This window comes from Desulfolutivibrio sp. (genome assembly GCF_036584575.1).
Lineage (GTDB): Bacteria > Desulfobacterota > Desulfovibrionia > Desulfovibrionales > Desulfovibrionaceae > Desulfolutivibrio.
The window spans coordinates 1-15142 of record NZ_JAZHDB010000066.1; the positions used below are offsets into that span (position 1 = coordinate 1).

Here is a 15142-nt window from a genome sequence, read left to right on the forward strand (position 1 = left end):
AGGGAAGTATACAGGAAGTCGGCCGAGGCGTACACGGCCCTGCCGCGCGACGCGGCCTCTCCCCGGCAACAGGGGGCGAGCATGGCCAAGCGGAAAGAACGGGTGGATCAATGGCTGGTGGAGCAGGGGTTGTGCGACTCCCGGGAGCGCGCCAAGCGGCTGGTCATGGCCGGAAAGGTGTGGGTGGCGTCCGGGGAGAAGCGGGAGCGCGTGGACAAGCCGGGCCGCCAGTTCGGGGAGGGGGTTGTTTTTGAGGTCAGCGAGGCGGAGCGGTTCGTCAGCCGGGGCGGGTATAAGCTTTTGACGGCCATAGAGGCGTTTGGGATTGAGGTTGCGGGGAAAGTCGGGATGGATGCCGGGGCCTCGACGGGCGGCTTCACGGATTGCCTGTTGCAGCATGGCGCGGTGCGCGTCTATGCCGCGGATGTCGGCCATTCGCAGTTGCATGAGAAGCTGCGCGGCGATGCCCGGGTGGTAGTGCTGGAAGGGGTGAATCTACGGCATGCCGGGCCGGATCTTGTGCCCGAGGCTGTGGACATTTTGGTCTTGGACGTATCGTTTATCTCGCTGACGTTGGTGCTGCCGCCGTGTCTGGCGTTTGTGCGGCCGGGCGGCGAGGTGGTGGCGCTAATCAAGCCCCAGTTCGAGCTGGGGCCGGAGCGCACGGACAAGGGCGTGGTGCGCCGCGAGGAGGATCAGGCCGAGGCCGTGGCCAAGGTCACGGATTTTGCCCGGCAGGAATGCGGCCTGGAACTGGTGGGCGTGACGCCGTCGAAGATCAAGGGCCCCAAGGGCAACCAGGAATATCTGGCCTATTTCAAGAAGTCTCTCGAAACGGATTGATACGTCTCACGATATGCCACCAGACGCGTTTCAAGAATCATCCAACGCCGCATCCTGAAAGAACATTTCAGACGGCATCACCGCTTACCGCGCGCCGTTGCCCGTCATCCGCCTTGTGCCTCCGCCCCAACCGATTACGTGGGATTCCAAAGGGCGAAGCCCTTTGGCCCCCGGAGGGCTCCCCCCGCCAATCCCCCTGCGCCTACCCCTTACTCCCGCCCATCATCCGCAACTCGGCGCGGCGTCCCACCTGATGCATGAAGGTCCGCATGGTGATGTCGCGGTTGGGTTGGTTGGAGCCGTCGTGGGGCGAATCCAGGTAGGGGACGTTTTGTTTGAGCAGCATGGGCTTGAGGATGGCCGAGCAGATGGTGCTGGGCATGCAGGTGAAGGGGAAGACGTTGACCACGCCGTCGAAGGCGTCATGGGCATAGGCCAGGGCCCCGGCGATGCTGATTCCGGCCTCGGTGCCGATGGCGAAGCTGTAGAGGCGCCCGCTGTCGAGATAGGTTTCCAGGTGGGCCACGTCGTGGTCTGCGGCGATGTCCAGGTGGGGAAGCACCCTGGCATAGACGGCGTGTTGGCGTTTGAGTTGCCACTGCATGGTCAGGCGGGAGACGAGCCGGAATTTTGCGGCGGCGGCGAGCCCGGGGACGTCCAGGTCTTTGAGGCAGGCCTGGAAGGATTGGGCGGCATCGCGGCGATTTAAGTGGGTGACGAAGTTGAACCATTCCGTGAGGGAGGCGTTGACCACCTCCGCGCCCAGGGCCTCCAGGGTCCGGATGAGATCCTGGTTGGAGCCGGGGTGGGAGCGCACATAGATTTCGCCCACGATGCCCACCCGGGGCCGCCGGGGCAGGGAGTGGTCCATGAGCCGGGCGGCTTTTTGGGCCGTTTCGGCGGCCAGGCGGTCCAGGGGGGAGAAGTCCAGGGCCGCGCCCGAGGCCTCGATTTCCCGGCCCATGTCGTCCAGGGCGGCGGCGATGCAGGCGTCCACGGCGCCGGGAACCGTTTCGTAGGGCCGGGTCCGGCAGGCGATACGGTCCAGGACATCGGCCAGGATCATGGCCGTGAACGCCAGCTTGCGGAAGGGACCGGCTGCCTCGCGGGGGAAGATTGCTGATGAGTCGTAGCCGTCGTCGGTGCTGAGCGTGACGATGGACGTGTCGCGAAATTCCGGAAAGCGGTCCAGGACGATGCGATGCAGGGTGTTGTACATGCCGAAGCGGCAGGGGCCTCCGGCCTCGGGCATGAAATAGACGTAGTCTTTGGCCGCAAAGGCCTCTTTGAGCCGTTTTTTTTCCTGGGCAAGATAGTGCAGGACATCGCCCAGGGTCACCTGGCAGGGGAAGCACTCCTTGCCCGAGGTCAGTTCCTTGCCGAGAGAGAGGCCGTTCATGGTGGGCATGACCACGGCATTGACGCCAAAGGCCCGCAAGGCCGCCACCAAAAGCGGCGATCCGGTGGGGGACATGTTCGGCATGAGCAGGGTCTTGCCCGCAAGCGAGGGGGGTGGGAGAGCGGTCATGGGGCGGCCTCCCGGCGGGGCTTATCGGACATGGCGGACAGGCGCATGTTTTCACGCACCACGTTGGCGAAGGCCTCCATGCGGGTGATCATCCCGGCGGCGGCGCTGTGCTCGTCGAGTTCAAGCAAAAGGTAGGGCTTGTCGCCCATGATGTGGCTGTAAAAATGCTCCAGAAAGGAGTCCGGGCCGCAGGAGAAGTTCCCCAGGTGCACGCCGAAGCGGTTGCGGGTCTCGGCGGTGGCGGTGGCGGCGCGCAGGATGCGGCTGCCAAGCCCCCAGTACATGCGCGGAAAACGGTGCAACGGGGTGGCCGAGACGTCCAGGAGGTCGAGGGGGACGGTTTTTATTCCGAGCCGGGCGGCCAACCGGCCAAGGCCCAAGCTCAGGCGTTCGTCGTGCAGGTTGTAGGGACGGCCGCTGACGATCCACAGGGGTTCATCCTCCGGGAGCAGATCCAGGATGCTGCGGCCGACCTGGCGCAGATCGGCCTGGAAGGCGTTTTGGGCGGCGAAGGCGGCCCTCACCGCGCCTTGAATCGCGGCCGCAGCCGGGCGAAGTCCGGCGGGCAGGGCGCTCCCCACGGCATGGGCCAGGGTCTTGGGGCCGTGGGCCAGGAGCAGGGTGGGCCCGATGATGCGCTCTGGCGGGATGTCCAGGGCGGCGGCGACCAGATACCGGGAGCTTTGCAGCATGGGGCAGAAAAGCCCTTTTTCCTCGGCGACAGGTGAGGGGATGTTCACCACCGTGGGCAGAAAGAGGAAATCCACAGCGTCCAGGAGGCCTTTGACGTGGCCGTGGAAGACCTTGACCGGAAAGCAGGTCTCGGCGGTCATGGACTCCACTCCGGCGGTCACGGTGGTGCGGCTGGTCTTGGCGCTTGGCGCGACCCGGAAGCCCAGGCGGGTCAAAAGGGTGGTCCAAAAGACCGCCCATTCCAGGGAATGCAGGGCCATGGGCAGGCCGACGGCGGGCGCCATGGGGCGGCCATGCCCGTTGCCGGCCGCCTGGAGATGCCGCCGGAAGATGTCCTCGCGCAGCGCAAAAAAATCGGTTTCCGCCGGAATGTCGGACACTCGGGCCTCGTAGCGCCCGCAATCGCCGCCCCAGACGCTCTTGCGGCCCCCGAAGCGATAGACCTTGAGCTTGCATTCGTTGCCGCAGGCCGGGTCGGCGCGGCAGATGGTCTCCTTGAAGCTTACCTCCGTGGCGGCCAGTTCGCCGATATCTCGGGGCCGGTTTTTTTTCTCGCCGCGCAGGAAAGCGTCGCGCACCAGAAGCGACACCCCATAGGCCCCCATGACCTCCCGGTTTTTGGGCGCCAGGATGGGCCGGTCCAGGACGTTTTCAAAGGCGGCCACAATGCCCTTGTTGAGCGACGGCCCGCCCAGAAACATGATCCGTTTGCCCACATGGCGGTTTTCCACCACCCGGTGCAGGTAGTTGTGGACGATGGCGTAGCACAGGCCCGCGATGAGATCGTCCCGGGCGGCCCCCTTCTGGGCGTGGGCGGCCAGGTCGGACTCCATGAACACGGTGCAGCGTTCGGCCAGGGCCACGGGATTTTTCGCGCCGAGGGCCACGTCCTGGAACTCGCCCACGATGTTGATGCCCAGCTTGTTGGCCAGCTCGTGCAGGAAACTGCCGGTCCCGGCGGCGCAGATCTTGTTCATGACGAAATCCGTGGGACGGCCGTTTTCGATGGCGATGTATTTGGAGTCCTGCCCGCCGATCTCGAAGATGGTGTCGATGTCGGGATCGATGGCCACCGCGCCCCGGGCGTGGGCCGTGATCTCGTCCACGATCAGGTCGGCGTCGAGGAAATCCCCGGCCACGTTGCGTCCCGACCCCGTGGTGGCCACGCCCGCCAGGGCGAAGCGTCCCGCCAGGGCGGCGGTCAGTCCGGAAAGCAGCTCCCGCACGACCTCAATGGGTTTGCCCCTGGTGGGCACGTAGTTTTTGTGCAGGAGGCGGCCGTCTGCATCCACCAGGGCGTATTTGGTGGAGGTGGAGCCGATGTCCACCCCGAGCCAGGCCGGGATGGGGTCGCCCTGGGTGTCCGGGATTTCGGGAAGCGTATTGTCCGGATCGAAATGGGACCGGGAAAGCGCCAGCCGGGGGGCCCGGGCGAATTCCTCTTCGGGAGCGATCCGGCTGTCCGCCAAAACGGCAGGGTCCAGGGCATTTGCGCGTCCGGCCAGCCGGGTGCAGAGCGCCGCGCCCACGGCCCCCAGGCTGGCGTGGTGGGGCGGGGTCGCAAGACCCGGGAAATAGCGGCGAAACGCCTTGCGCATCAGGCTGTTTCCGGCCGGGCCGCCGATGAAGATGACCGGAGCGTGCAGGGTTCGCCCGGCCAGCATGGTGCTGATGAAATTGGCCGCCGTGCCGTGATGCAGCCCGGCGATGATGTTGGGCAGGGTTTCGCCCTTGTTTTGCAGATGGATCATGTCCGATTTGGTGAACACCGTGCAGCGGCAGGCCACATGGGCCGGATAGGCGCTTTGTTCGCCCAGGGCCACGAAATCGGCCAGAACCTGGTCGAGTTTGTCCTGATCCATGCGAAACGTGCCGCCATACATGGACAGGGCCAGGCGTTCGGCCTGCTGGTCGATGAACGACCCCGTGCCTGAGGCGCAGGGACCGTTCATGGCGAAGGACTCCAGCCGCCAGGATCCCGAGGCGTCGTAATCGATCTGGAACAAGGCGGCATCCTGGCCGCCCATGGCGATGATGGACCGCACCCCGGGGGCCATATGCACGGCGGCCGTGGCCTGGGCGATGGTCTCCACCTCGTGGGGCGCGCCCAGGCGTTTGGCCATGCGCTCCCCACGACTCCCGGTGAAGGAGACGCTGCGGACGTCCCCTTGGTCGAAGAGGGACATGGTCTGGCTGATGACGGATCGCGCCACCCGGGAGGCCTGTCCGAAATGGCGGACATAGGGGGCTTCATGGACCACATGGCCATCGGCATCAAGAACGGCGCAGTTGACGCTCACGGCGCCGACATCCACGCCGATGTCGTAAGGCACAGGCCACCTCCGGTGCTGTTGCGCGCTCACGGCCGGGACGGACGATAGTCGGCGTTTGTAACGGATCGGGACAAGCCGTAAGAGCGAGGGGAAGATGATATATCCGCGCCGGGGAGGTTTGTCCACCGCGCGTATCGCCTGAAAGGGGACGGGCGGGGATACGCCCGACGGCAGGATCAGGTCCGGGGGTTACGGGCGTCCGATCCGTTCGGCCAGGGCCTCGCCGACGATGCGGTTGCCGTCGACGTTCCAGTGGGCGTCCGAAGGATAGTAGGGATTGTTCCCACGGGCCATGGCCTCCCGCAGAAGTGGGGTGAGGTCGAAGACCTCCAGACTGGGGTCCACGGCCTGGATGGTTTCACGAACCATGGTGTTCGGCAGATCCAGGTCATAGTTCGCGGGATCGGCGTTTTGGCGCGCGACAGCCTCGTGAAAAAGTGTGGGATTGATCTGGACCTCCCCCGGTGAAATGGTGATCAGGACGCGCTTCCCCCGGGCTTTGAGGTCCGAAAGGACGCGGGCCAGTTGGGCCACGCGGTCCAAGGCCGGGCCATGGCTATCGCGGGACTCAAGGGCGCAGATGGCAAGGTCGTTGGCGACCACGCGGACAAAGACCTCGGGAGAGACGGGACCGTGGGCCAGGGTGTAGGGCGGAGGGACGGAACGGTGGACGAATGCGCCGTCACGGAAATAAGAATACAGGGTGTGCAGATAATCCAGAACACGCAAGGGGAACATGTGCGGCACATGGTCGAGACGCTTGCGTCCGGTCTGGACGTCCACAAAAAGGTCGCCCAGGATGCGATTCAGATATCCGTCGTCTTGCAGTTCGTCGCGGGACAGTTCTCCGAGATCGTTGACCGCGAAAATATTGATCAGAACCATGTCGTGGTCGATTTGGGGCATCCAGTTGTTCATGGTGGCGAGATATTGGGGAATGGAGGAGATGGGCTCGCCAAGATTGACGACCCTGGCCGCCACGCCCTTCTCTTGAAGCCGAGATTGCAAAATACCGTTGTAGGAGTAGGCTGGAGAGACCGTGGCGTGGCAGAAGGAATCGCCGAAACTGAGGATCCGGAACTCGGCGTCCGGCTTTGTTTTGGATATTTCTGAATCGTTGTAATTGAGGTTTTGTAGATTTATAACATCGCCTGATGGATTGTATTCGGCATAATGTATATATTTTTCATACAAGGAAAGAGCGGATTCCATAATGCAGACACATACAATCGCCGATACAGACAACAGGATAAAATTTTTCATGGTGCTGTTATAGCTCTGGATGAAATAAACTCGTTATGTAAATTTTTTACGAATATTAGAGGTCTATTTTATGGTGAAAAAGCAATCATATGAAAACACGCGCCAGCGCACAACGTTGAGATATTTTGAAATGGTTTGAAATAATTTGATAAGCGTGGGGTGTCTATTTACCAAACCGTTTAACTTGTCAAGTGTAATCTCCTCTTGTTCGAGGCCATGCATATGTGCAACAGCATGCACAGCCATCATTATGCGAATATGCAGCGAGCTTTTTCGCGGACAAATTCTGTTCTTTGAAAACGATTGCATGGAGCATCAACTCGTTGTTATTTTACGAAGCAGTCCCAAAGGCGTTTTCCATGTGCCGGACTGGGGCGTTCGTTTCCAGCCGATGCCGTCCGGATCGGCCGATTGTTCCGCCATGGACATCCCGGCTGGTTCGGAGGGGGAGAAAGGCCATCACTCGAATTGATTTTTTTGGTATTTGACTTATGTTCGACAAAACACACCAAGGAGCCCTCATGAATCCCGATTTGGAAAGGGAAAAAACGCTGATATCCAAAAAATCCGCCGCGCTGGCGAAAAAAACCTACTTTCCCGCGCCGTTGCTGGCCCTGGTGTCCGCTACATTGGAACTGCAGATGGAGACCAAGGGGCGCATCCTGGAGTCCGGCGGCGCACGCGAAGTGGCCGACATGCCCCTGGATGTGGAAAAAGCCCTGCGCGGAGCATGTCTTTTTCCCAGGGAGCGTTTCAATCCCGACCGCACCCTGGCCATGGAGCTTTTTACGTCGCTGGCGGACTGGATCAGGCGCACCGACACCCCGCTTGGCACGGCCATCCTTCGGATTGACGCCGCCCTGGCCGACGGCGGTTTCGATCCCCGGGCGGCCATGAACGCCCACATCGCCGGAGACGAAATATCCTTCCAGGCCCTTGAGATCCTGACCCCCGACGCTCCCCGGCTTCCGGCCTTCCTGGTCCAGGCCGCCCTGGCGCCTGGCCTCGAGGTCATCGGCAGCGCGATATACGGCCGCTTCCCCAAGGACCGGTCCTGGACCCACGGCCACTGTCCCGTATGCGGCAGCCCGCCGCTGCATGGCCGCTTCGTGGGCAAGGAAGGCGTGCGGCATCTGACCTGTTCCTTCTGTCATGTGGAATACCGGGCCAGGCGTCTGGTCTGCCCGTTTTGCGGCGAAGACGACGCCAAAAAGCTCGATTATTTCTCCACCGAGGACGAGCCGGGCTACCGCGTCGAGACCTGCGCCACCTGCAAGCGCTACATCAAGACCACGGATTTCCGGGAATTCGACCGGCCTTCCTATCCTCTGTTGGACGATCTGGAATCCCTGACGTTGGACATGGCCGTGCAAAAGATGGGCTTTACCCGGCCGGTGCTTTCCGCCTGGGGGTTTTGAACATGCCGACTCGCCCCGGGGCGTCCATCGAAAGCGTCGTCGCCAGCCTGCCGTGCCGCCGGTACCGGGACGGGGCGGTCGCGCATATCGACGACGACATCGCCATCGAGGTGGGCATCGAGGTCGGCTGCGGCCCGGGACCGGCCAGGCGTCTTTTCGCCGCGCCCCTTGATCTCGACATCCTGGCCCTGGGGCACGCCTGGCTGGAAATGTGCCCGGCGGGCCATGTTCCGGCGCCCATGGGCAAGGATGTCGCCCCTGATGCGCGGCGTTTCGTCTTCGAGGCCGTGCCTGCGCCGTCCCGGAACATGCCGGAGCCGGATGGCGGCCGCCTGAGCGCCGGGCAGGTGGTGTCGCTTATGCGCCGATTCATCGCCGCCCCTGGATTGTGGGACGGCACGGGGTGCTTTCATCGGGCCGCCGCTTACGACCCGGATACGGGAGAGTTCCCTTTCCAGGCCGAGGACATCGGCCGCCACAACTGCCTGGATCGTCTGTGCGGGCAGGCCCATCTGGCCGACAAGAGCCTGTCCGGGCTGGTGCTTTTTCTGTCCGCCCGGTTCACCGCCAGCATGTGCGACAAGGCCTTGCGGGCCGGGTTTCGCACGGTGGTCAGCCGCTCCGCCGTAACCACCGAGGCCGTGCGTCTGGCCCAGGAAGGGGGCCTGTCCCTGGCCGGGTTCGTCCGGGAGGCGGAGAACCGGTGTACGGTCTTTTGCGATGCGGCAGGGAGGTTCGTCCTATGACCGCCAACCCGTCCCCGGCAGCGCCTCCCACACTCGACACGGTTTTGGGCGTGGTGTTGGCCGGTGGCGGAAGCACCCGCCTTGGCCGGGACAAGGCGGCCGAGGTCATCGGCGGACGTTCGCTCTTGGCCGCCACGGTGGAGCTGCTGGTCCGGGTCGTGGGCGAGGCGGCGGTGTCCGGACGCGACCCCGCTCCTTTCGGCGTGGCCGTCCCCTGGTTGCCCGACGCCGTCACCGGCACGGGTCCGGCCGGGGGCATCCTCACGGCCCTGGAGGCCTATGGCCGCCCCATCCTGGCCGTCTCCTGCGATCTGCCGTTTCTGCGCCAGGACACCCTGACGAACCTTTTGGAGGCCAGGCGCAGACGCCCGGCGACGGCCCTTATGACCACCTACCGCCGCACGGACACGGGCTATGTGGAGTCCCTGGTGGCCGTGTACGAACCGGCTGGCGCGCCAATTTTGCGCCGGGCCGTCGAAAGCGGCCTGTACCGGCTTTCCGCCGTGTTCCCCGAGACGATCCGGCATCATCTGGATTATGATCCGGCCGATCCCCTGGCGGCAAAACCCTTTTTCAACATCAACTACCCCCGCGACCTGGAATTGGCCCGGGAAATGGAGCTGGTTTCGTGAACGCCTCCCCCCCCCTGACCGACGATCTTGGACGCACGGTCAGCTATCTGCGCCTGTCGATCACCGATCATTGCAATCTGCGCTGCCTGTACTGTCGGCCCAAAGAGCAGATGCCCTACATTCCCCACGACGACATCCTGCGCTACGAGGAACTCCTGACCATGGTGGACCTGGCCCGGGATCTCGGGATCAACAAGATCCGCCTCACCGGCGGCGAACCGTTTTTGCGGCGCAATTTTCTTTTTCTGGTCGAATCCATCCTCAAGCGGCATCCGGAGGTCGATCTGCGCCTGACCACCAACGGCACCTTCCTGCCCGGCAAGGCGAAGGAGCTTCGCGACCTGGGCGTCACGGCCATCAACGTCTCCCTGGACAGCCTCGATCCGGCCACCTTCACCCGGATCACCGGTTCGGATTTTTTCGCCGCCGTGCGCCGGGGCATGGACGAGGTCATGGCCGCAGGCATGCTGCTCAAGGTCAACGCCGTGGCCCTGCGCGGCATAAACGACCACGAGCTTTCCGGTTTCCTCGATTTCATCCGGCAAAACCCCGTGGATTTCCGGTTCATCGAGTTCATGCCCATGGGGGATCAAACCCTGTGGAGCCCGGAATACTACTGGTCCGCAAAGGACATTCTGGCCCAGGCCGGGGAACTGGCCGGGCTTGCCCCCGTGGAGCGCAGCCCCGGCGATTCCGGACCGGCCCGCATGTATCACGTGGACGGCAGCCTGGGGCGCTTCGGGGTCATCTCGGCCCTAAGCGACCATTTCTGCCATTCCTGCAACCGCCTGCGCATCACCCCGGACGGGCATCTTCGTACCTGTCTGTTTTCCGACAAGCAGTACCGCCTGCGTCCCATGCTGCGCCACCCCAAGCTCGGCCCCGAGGCCGTGGGCCGGGTCATGCGCCTGGCCCTGCGCAAAAAACCCCTGGGCTACCAGCTCCTTGCCAAGCAAAACGGTTCGGGCCAGACCATCCACGGCATGATGTCGGCCATCGGCGGATAGGCCCGGCCCGCCTGGACGAAGGAAAAGGCGACGGCCCTACGGACGTTCAGATGACGCGTGGAGACATGACCGAAGACGAACGGCAGGTGCTTGCGGCCCTGGCCGCACAGGAAGATCATGCCTTTCCCGACCGGCGCATGCCCGGCGAGGTGGCCGTGTCCCTTGGGCTTCCCCAACGCCGCGCCCTGGCCGTTTTTCGATCGCTGGCGGCGCGGGGCTTCTACGAATACGACATATCGCTCTACAGCGGCCGCCTGACCGCCACAGGCCGGGAGGCGGCCCGGGGCAGGGAAGAGCCATGAAGGCCTCACGACACGTTGCCGCCGCGATTCCCCTGGCGGCTCTTTTGTACGCCGCCGGACGGACGCCGCTCGAGATGGCCGTCGCCGCGTCGGCCAGCGTGCTGATCGATGTGGACCACCTGGCCGATTATGTGCTGTGCCGGGGCGGCTGGTACGGCCTGCGGGATTTCTTCCAAAGCTGCAACGAGGCCCGCTTAAACCGGCTGTACCTTGTGTTGCATGCCTGGGAATGGATCATTCTGGGCGGGATTGCGGCCCTGGCCGCAGGGTCGTCCCTGCTGGGCATGGCCGTATGCGGCATGGCCTGGCATCTGGGCCTCGACGCCATCGGCAACCGGGGCGTTGTGTTGCCGGGCTTCTACTGGTTCTTCAACCGGGCCAGGGCGGGATTCGACGCGGCCAGGCTGTACCGCGATCCCTCCAAAATCTATGCGTAAAACGACAGGTTGAGCCTGGGGCAGGCGGCCTTGGCCGGGACAAAGGTCTCGATGCGGGCCAGGGGGTCCACATCAAGCCCGGTATTGTAGCGCACGAAGTCGTGGGGGGCAGGCTCCAAAAGGCCCAGGGCCTGGGTTCCCTCCACGAAGAAAAGCTCCCCCCAGTTGGTGGAATAGTACAACCCCACCTCCGTGATGTCTTTTTCCTCGCGGGGCCTATGCAGATTGATCACGAGGAGCGCCCTGGTGATGCGTTCCGGGGCCAACCCTTCGGCCAGGGGCGGGGAAAAGGTGTCCTTGACGGGAAAGGCTGCGGCCAGGGCCGCAAAGAGCCCCTGAATGTCGGGTACGGACAAGGGGGCTTTGACGGTGGCGGCCTTGAGGTAGACCCCGGGGGAGTGGATGCCGTTGGCCGCCAGCCATGCCGCCAGCCGCTCCAGGGATCGCTCGGAACGGATGTATTCCGGCGCCTTTCGGCCATCGGGGCTGCGACATTCCCCCCGGGCCGAAAATCCGTGTTCCTGTTCGTCGTAAAGGATTTCCAAGGACTGGAGCAGTCCATTCGGCGGCCGCACGAAGGGGATGCGCCCGATCTTGTTTTTGCGCGCGCCGAAACGGCTGAGAATGCGCCGCCCGAAGACGGCCAGATCGCGCCTGTCCGGTTCTGCGGCGTGGTCGGTCTCGTCAATGGAAAGGCGCTCCCGAATCCGCTCGTAGGTTCCGAAAAGAAAATCCGCGATGTGTTTTCCGGCCGCCGTCAGTTCGGCGATGCCGCCAAATCCCGCTGGTTCGGATGCGGCCGTTTCCGAGGACTGCCGGACGGCCCGGCATTCGTCCAGATCAAAAAAGTATCCGGCCCGAAACAGACCTTCCCCGCCGCTTTGCCCGGGCTGGTCCTGGCGGGTCATGCTTCCCGGATCCTGCGGGTCGATGCCGGTTTTCTGGATGAAGGCCATGCGCAAAAGGGCCAGGGCCTCGCGGTGGTTCCGGGCCTCGTGAAAGGCCCGCACCTCGTCGAGAAGCAGGACGTAGGGGTCCGTGTCGAAAAGGGTGGTCCGCCCGGCAAACAGCCGACGTTTGATCCGTTCGCACAAAAGCGTCCCCTGGGCGTTTCCATCCAGATATTTTTCCAGCAGGGCAAACTTCATGATGGACTTGAAGGGGTTTTCCAGGGATTTGACAATGGTCCACAGGGAGGCCCCGAGGATGGCCTCGTCCTCCACACGCCGCACGTTGCCCGTATCCAGGATGTCCGTGGCGGCCGGAGCGCCATGGCGCGTCAGCCGGTCGAGGGTCCGGGCGTAGACCTCGTCGCCGATCCCGGGGGCGACGAACCACCAGGCCGGCTTGCACCCGGCCAGAAACAGGGCCGTTCGTAAAAACTCCTCCTTGAGCAGCATGGCCCGGGCCTGGCCGCATTGCTCCTCATCCCCAAGCCCCAGGCGATTCTCCCTGATGTCGGCGTCGGTCATGACGAAAAAATGGGCCTCGATGTTGCGCGAGGCGGCCAAGGCCCGGAGTCCGTCCATTTTCTTGCGAAAGCGGTCGATCTGACGCCGGGAGGCGTCCTCGTCGGCCAGGCAGACCCAGATGTCCAGATCCGAGGCCTGCCCCTGAGCCACGGTGCCCAGGCTGCCCATGGCGAAAAGCCCGAGGATGGTCACGGCGTTTTGGACGGGGGAAAACGGCGGGCAGGCCTCGCCCATGATGTGGCGCATGGCCGAAAACGCCGAAAAACTTGGATGGTGCCCTGTGATTCGGCCCGGAACCGCCGCGACCCAGCCCTTGGAGGTCCAGGTGCGGGGCGATTCCACAAGGCTTGGCAGGCAGCGCAGAAAATCCGCATCGGGCTCGCCGAGCTTTTCCAGGGCCCAGTCCAGGCGGCGGCGGTTGTGGGTCAGGACGGCGACCCGGCGATGCACCGTTTCCATGTCGAAGCACCAGGATTCCACCAGCCGGGTGGCCAACGACAGGTCGTCGCCGCCTGGCCGCACCGGCTCCACGGCGGGCTGCGGGGCGACGGCCAGGTTCATCAGGCGATTGCGGACGAACAGGCGGTGGGCCGAAAGCAGGGCGGGTTCGTCGGTGTGCAGGGAAGAAAACGTGCAGTCGGAAAGCGTCGTGCCGCGAACATGGCATCCCGAGGCCGCCAGGCCGTCGAAGACGGTTTTCGCGAAAACGCAGTCCTCCAGGTCCACCCCGAAAAACCTCGCCCGGGAAAACACGGCCTGGGTGAAGTCGCCCATGGCGAACAGGGTGCGCGAGGCCTCGAAGTCCGCCGTGCGCAAGCCGTAGAAGTCCCCTTCATGCACGGCGCAACCCGTCACGCGCAGTTCCCTGATCTCGGCGTCGTCGAGCCATGCCCGATACAGGTCGCTTCCGGAAAAGACGAGCCCCTTGGCGGAAATTCCGGAAAACCGACACAGGTCGAGACGGCAGGCCTCGAAACGCACCCCGGCCATCCGGGCCAGGGTGAAGTCCACCTTTTTCAGGCGGCAGTCGCGAAAGACCACCCGGCTCAGCACGCACCGCGAAAGATCCACACAGTCCAGGTTGGCCTTGGTGAACACCACATCGCGCAGTTCGATCCCCGGCCGGGCCACGCCCGACACAGCCGTGCCCACAAGTTCGCCGCCGTTTTTCAGGGCGTCCAGAACCGATGGTTTCATCTCCCCGCTGGAGGCCGCCTTTTCCAATCCGACAAGGGATTTGAGCTTGCCCAGCAGGCTTTCGGCCTCGGGCTCCGGCAGGGGTTCGACCCGGACGCGCCGGGGCTTTGGAGGCATGGACCGGTCGGCCGCCTCCCCTTCGCGCTCCAGGGCGGTGAAAAGCGGCGGCAGATCGTCGGGGCGCAGGCCATGGCTGCGGCGGGTCTCCTCCAAAAGCGCCTGTAAACGCTCATCCCCGCTTCGGGCCAGAAAAAAGAGGAATTCCCCGAGAAACACGGCCCGAAGCGGTTCCGGCAGGGCGCGGATGAAAACGGGAAACTGGGGGCGCAACAAAAAAACCGGGACCACCAGCAGGCAGCGGCGCAAGGAGGCGCGACCGGCGTAAAGGGCGGCGGCCATTTCGGCCGCCCGGGCCGGGTCCATGCGGCTGACGGCCTCCAGGACGGCCAGGGTGGTCCGGGGGTCGTCGTCGGACAATGCGGGCAGTTCCGCCAGGGTGGCGGCCACCTCGGGAGGCGCGGCGCAGGGCTGATCGGCCAGGGCCCGGCACAGGTTGGCCAAGGTGTCGTCGGGCAGTCCGGCGGCGTTGCGCAACAGGGACTCGGCCAGATCGCCGCTGCGCAGGGCGGCGGCCATGCGGGACAAAAAGGCCACCTGTTCCGGATACAGGTCCATCTTGACCAGCCGTTCCAGCCATTGCCCCAGCCGTCCATGCAGGCATTCGTCGCGCAGGGGCAGGCAGGGCGTCTCGCCGCGCAGATGCAGGGTGTCCAGGAGGACCAGAATGTCGTCGGGACTTTGGTCGATGGCCGCTTCCAGGGCATGTTGGGCGAAGCGTTGCAACTCCGGACGTCCGCTACGGGGAAAACGCAGGATGGCGTTGGCTAAAAGCAGTTTCGCTTCAACTGGCAGAGCGCCTAAAATGGCCCTGAGATGTTCGCCAGAAACAATGTCCTTGCAGGCGAAGGACAGGGCCAGGGACTCCCCGGCATATCCGAGGCGCAAAAGAATTTCCAAACCCGACTTGATAAATCCCGGGGAATGGGAGTCTTCGATCATGGCCGCCGTCAGCGAGGCCACATCCGCCGCGTATCCTTGGGTGGCCGGGACGCCGGGGTCTTCGTGTTCCAGAAAGGCCATGGCCTGGCGGATCAGGGGCGATAAGGCGGTATAGTCCGGCCCGGCCAGGGAAAAAAGCGCCCGGCGCAGGATGCCGGTGAGGATGTCGAGGGGCGGCGTGGGCATGGCCAAAAGCCTGGGGTTTGGGTGAA

At 64.1% G+C, this 15142-nt stretch carries 11 protein-coding genes; 7 read left to right on the forward strand and 4 right to left on the reverse strand.

Annotation, left to right across the window (positions count from 1 at the left end):
- Positions 1-81: 81 nt before the first annotated feature.
- Positions 82-843 carry a TlyA family RNA methyltransferase gene (locus tag V3572_RS04860; protein ID WP_442877354.1) on the forward strand — a complete coding sequence of 254 codons (762 nt, stop codon included), beginning with the start codon at positions 82-84 and terminating at the stop codon, positions 841-843.
- Between the two features lie 202 nt (positions 844-1045).
- On the opposite strand, the gene V3572_RS04865 is transcribed toward V3572_RS04860, so the two are convergent.
- The 3 genes from V3572_RS04865 to V3572_RS04875 all read right to left on the reverse strand — a co-directional run bounded on the left by V3572_RS04865 (position 1046) and on the right by V3572_RS04875 (position 6378).
- Entirely contained in the window at positions 1046-2371 is a 1326-nt protein-coding gene (locus V3572_RS04865; RefSeq protein ID WP_332109856.1) for a CoA activase, read from the reverse strand.
- A complete protein-coding gene (locus V3572_RS04870; RefSeq protein ID WP_332109857.1) occupies positions 2368-5397 on the reverse strand; it encodes an acyl-CoA dehydratase activase in 3030 nt (1009 codons plus the stop codon). Before V3572_RS04870 ends, V3572_RS04865 begins: the two co-directional genes overlap by 4 nt.
- 189 nt (positions 5398-5586) lie before the next feature.
- Positions 5587-6378 (reverse strand): alginate O-acetyltransferase AlgX-related protein, encoded by a 792-nt coding sequence (locus V3572_RS04875; protein WP_332109858.1) that lies wholly within the window; start codon positions 6376-6378, stop codon positions 5587-5589.
- A gap of 803 nt (positions 6379-7181) precedes the next feature.
- On the opposite strand from V3572_RS04875, the gene V3572_RS04880 reads away from it, so the two are divergent.
- The 6 genes from V3572_RS04880 (at position 7182) to V3572_RS04905 (ending at position 11202) form a co-directional block, all read left to right on the forward strand.
- Complete coding sequence (locus V3572_RS04880) at positions 7182-8078, forward strand: formate dehydrogenase accessory protein FdhE (RefSeq protein ID WP_332109859.1); 897 nt, start codon at positions 7182-7184, stop codon at positions 8076-8078.
- Positions 8079-8080: 2 nt separating this feature from the next.
- Complete coding sequence (locus V3572_RS04885) at positions 8081-8824, forward strand: formate dehydrogenase accessory sulfurtransferase FdhD (RefSeq protein ID WP_332109860.1); 744 nt, start codon at positions 8081-8083, stop codon at positions 8822-8824.
- A complete protein-coding gene (mobA, locus tag V3572_RS04890) occupies positions 8821-9456 on the forward strand; it encodes a molybdenum cofactor guanylyltransferase (protein WP_332109861.1) in 636 nt (211 codons plus the stop codon). The genes V3572_RS04885 and mobA overlap by 4 nt, the downstream gene beginning before the upstream one ends.
- A complete protein-coding gene (gene moaA / locus V3572_RS04895) occupies positions 9453-10463 on the forward strand; it encodes a GTP 3',8-cyclase MoaA (RefSeq protein WP_332109862.1) in 1011 nt (336 codons plus the stop codon). The genes mobA and moaA overlap by 4 nt, the downstream gene beginning before the upstream one ends.
- A 65-nt stretch (positions 10464-10528) precedes the next feature.
- A complete protein-coding gene (locus tag V3572_RS04900; RefSeq protein ID WP_332109863.1) occupies positions 10529-10765 on the forward strand; it encodes a hypothetical protein in 237 nt (78 codons plus the stop codon).
- Entirely contained in the window at positions 10762-11202 is a 441-nt protein-coding gene (locus V3572_RS04905; RefSeq protein WP_332109864.1) for a hypothetical protein, read from the forward strand. The genes V3572_RS04900 and V3572_RS04905 overlap by 4 nt, the downstream gene beginning before the upstream one ends.
- Here the strand turns inward: V3572_RS04905 and V3572_RS04910 are convergent.
- Positions 11193-15116, reverse strand: coding sequence for a class I adenylate cyclase (locus tag V3572_RS04910; protein ID WP_332109865.1), 3924 nt, complete (start codon positions 15114-15116; stop codon positions 11193-11195). The two genes, V3572_RS04905 and V3572_RS04910, sit on opposite strands and share 10 nt — an antisense overlap.
- Between the last annotated feature and the right edge of the window lie 26 nt (positions 15117-15142).

What these genes read in the sequence shown, in the direction of transcription:
- V3572_RS04860 (WP_442877354.1), top strand. Translation starts at nt 82, where the DNA reads ATGGCCAAGCGGAAAGAACGGGTGGATCAATGGCTGGTGGAGCAGGGG.
- V3572_RS04865 (WP_332109856.1), bottom strand. Translation starts at nt 2,371, where the DNA reads ATGACCGCTCTCCCACCCCCCTCGCTTGCGGGCAAGACCCTGCTCATG.
- V3572_RS04880 (WP_332109859.1), top strand. Translation starts at nt 7,182, where the DNA reads ATGAATCCCGATTTGGAAAGGGAAAAAACGCTGATATCCAAAAAATCC.
- V3572_RS04885 (WP_332109860.1), top strand. Translation starts at nt 8,081, where the DNA reads ATGCCGACTCGCCCCGGGGCGTCCATCGAAAGCGTCGTCGCCAGCCTG.
- mobA (WP_332109861.1), top strand. Translation starts at nt 8,821, where the DNA reads ATGACCGCCAACCCGTCCCCGGCAGCGCCTCCCACACTCGACACGGTT.
- V3572_RS04900 (WP_332109863.1), top strand. Translation starts at nt 10,529, where the DNA reads ATGACCGAAGACGAACGGCAGGTGCTTGCGGCCCTGGCCGCACAGGAA.
- V3572_RS04905 (WP_332109864.1), top strand. Translation starts at nt 10,762, where the DNA reads ATGAAGGCCTCACGACACGTTGCCGCCGCGATTCCCCTGGCGGCTCTT.
- V3572_RS04910 (WP_332109865.1), bottom strand. Translation starts at nt 15,116, where the DNA reads ATGCCCACGCCGCCCCTCGACATCCTCACCGGCATCCTGCGCCGGGCG.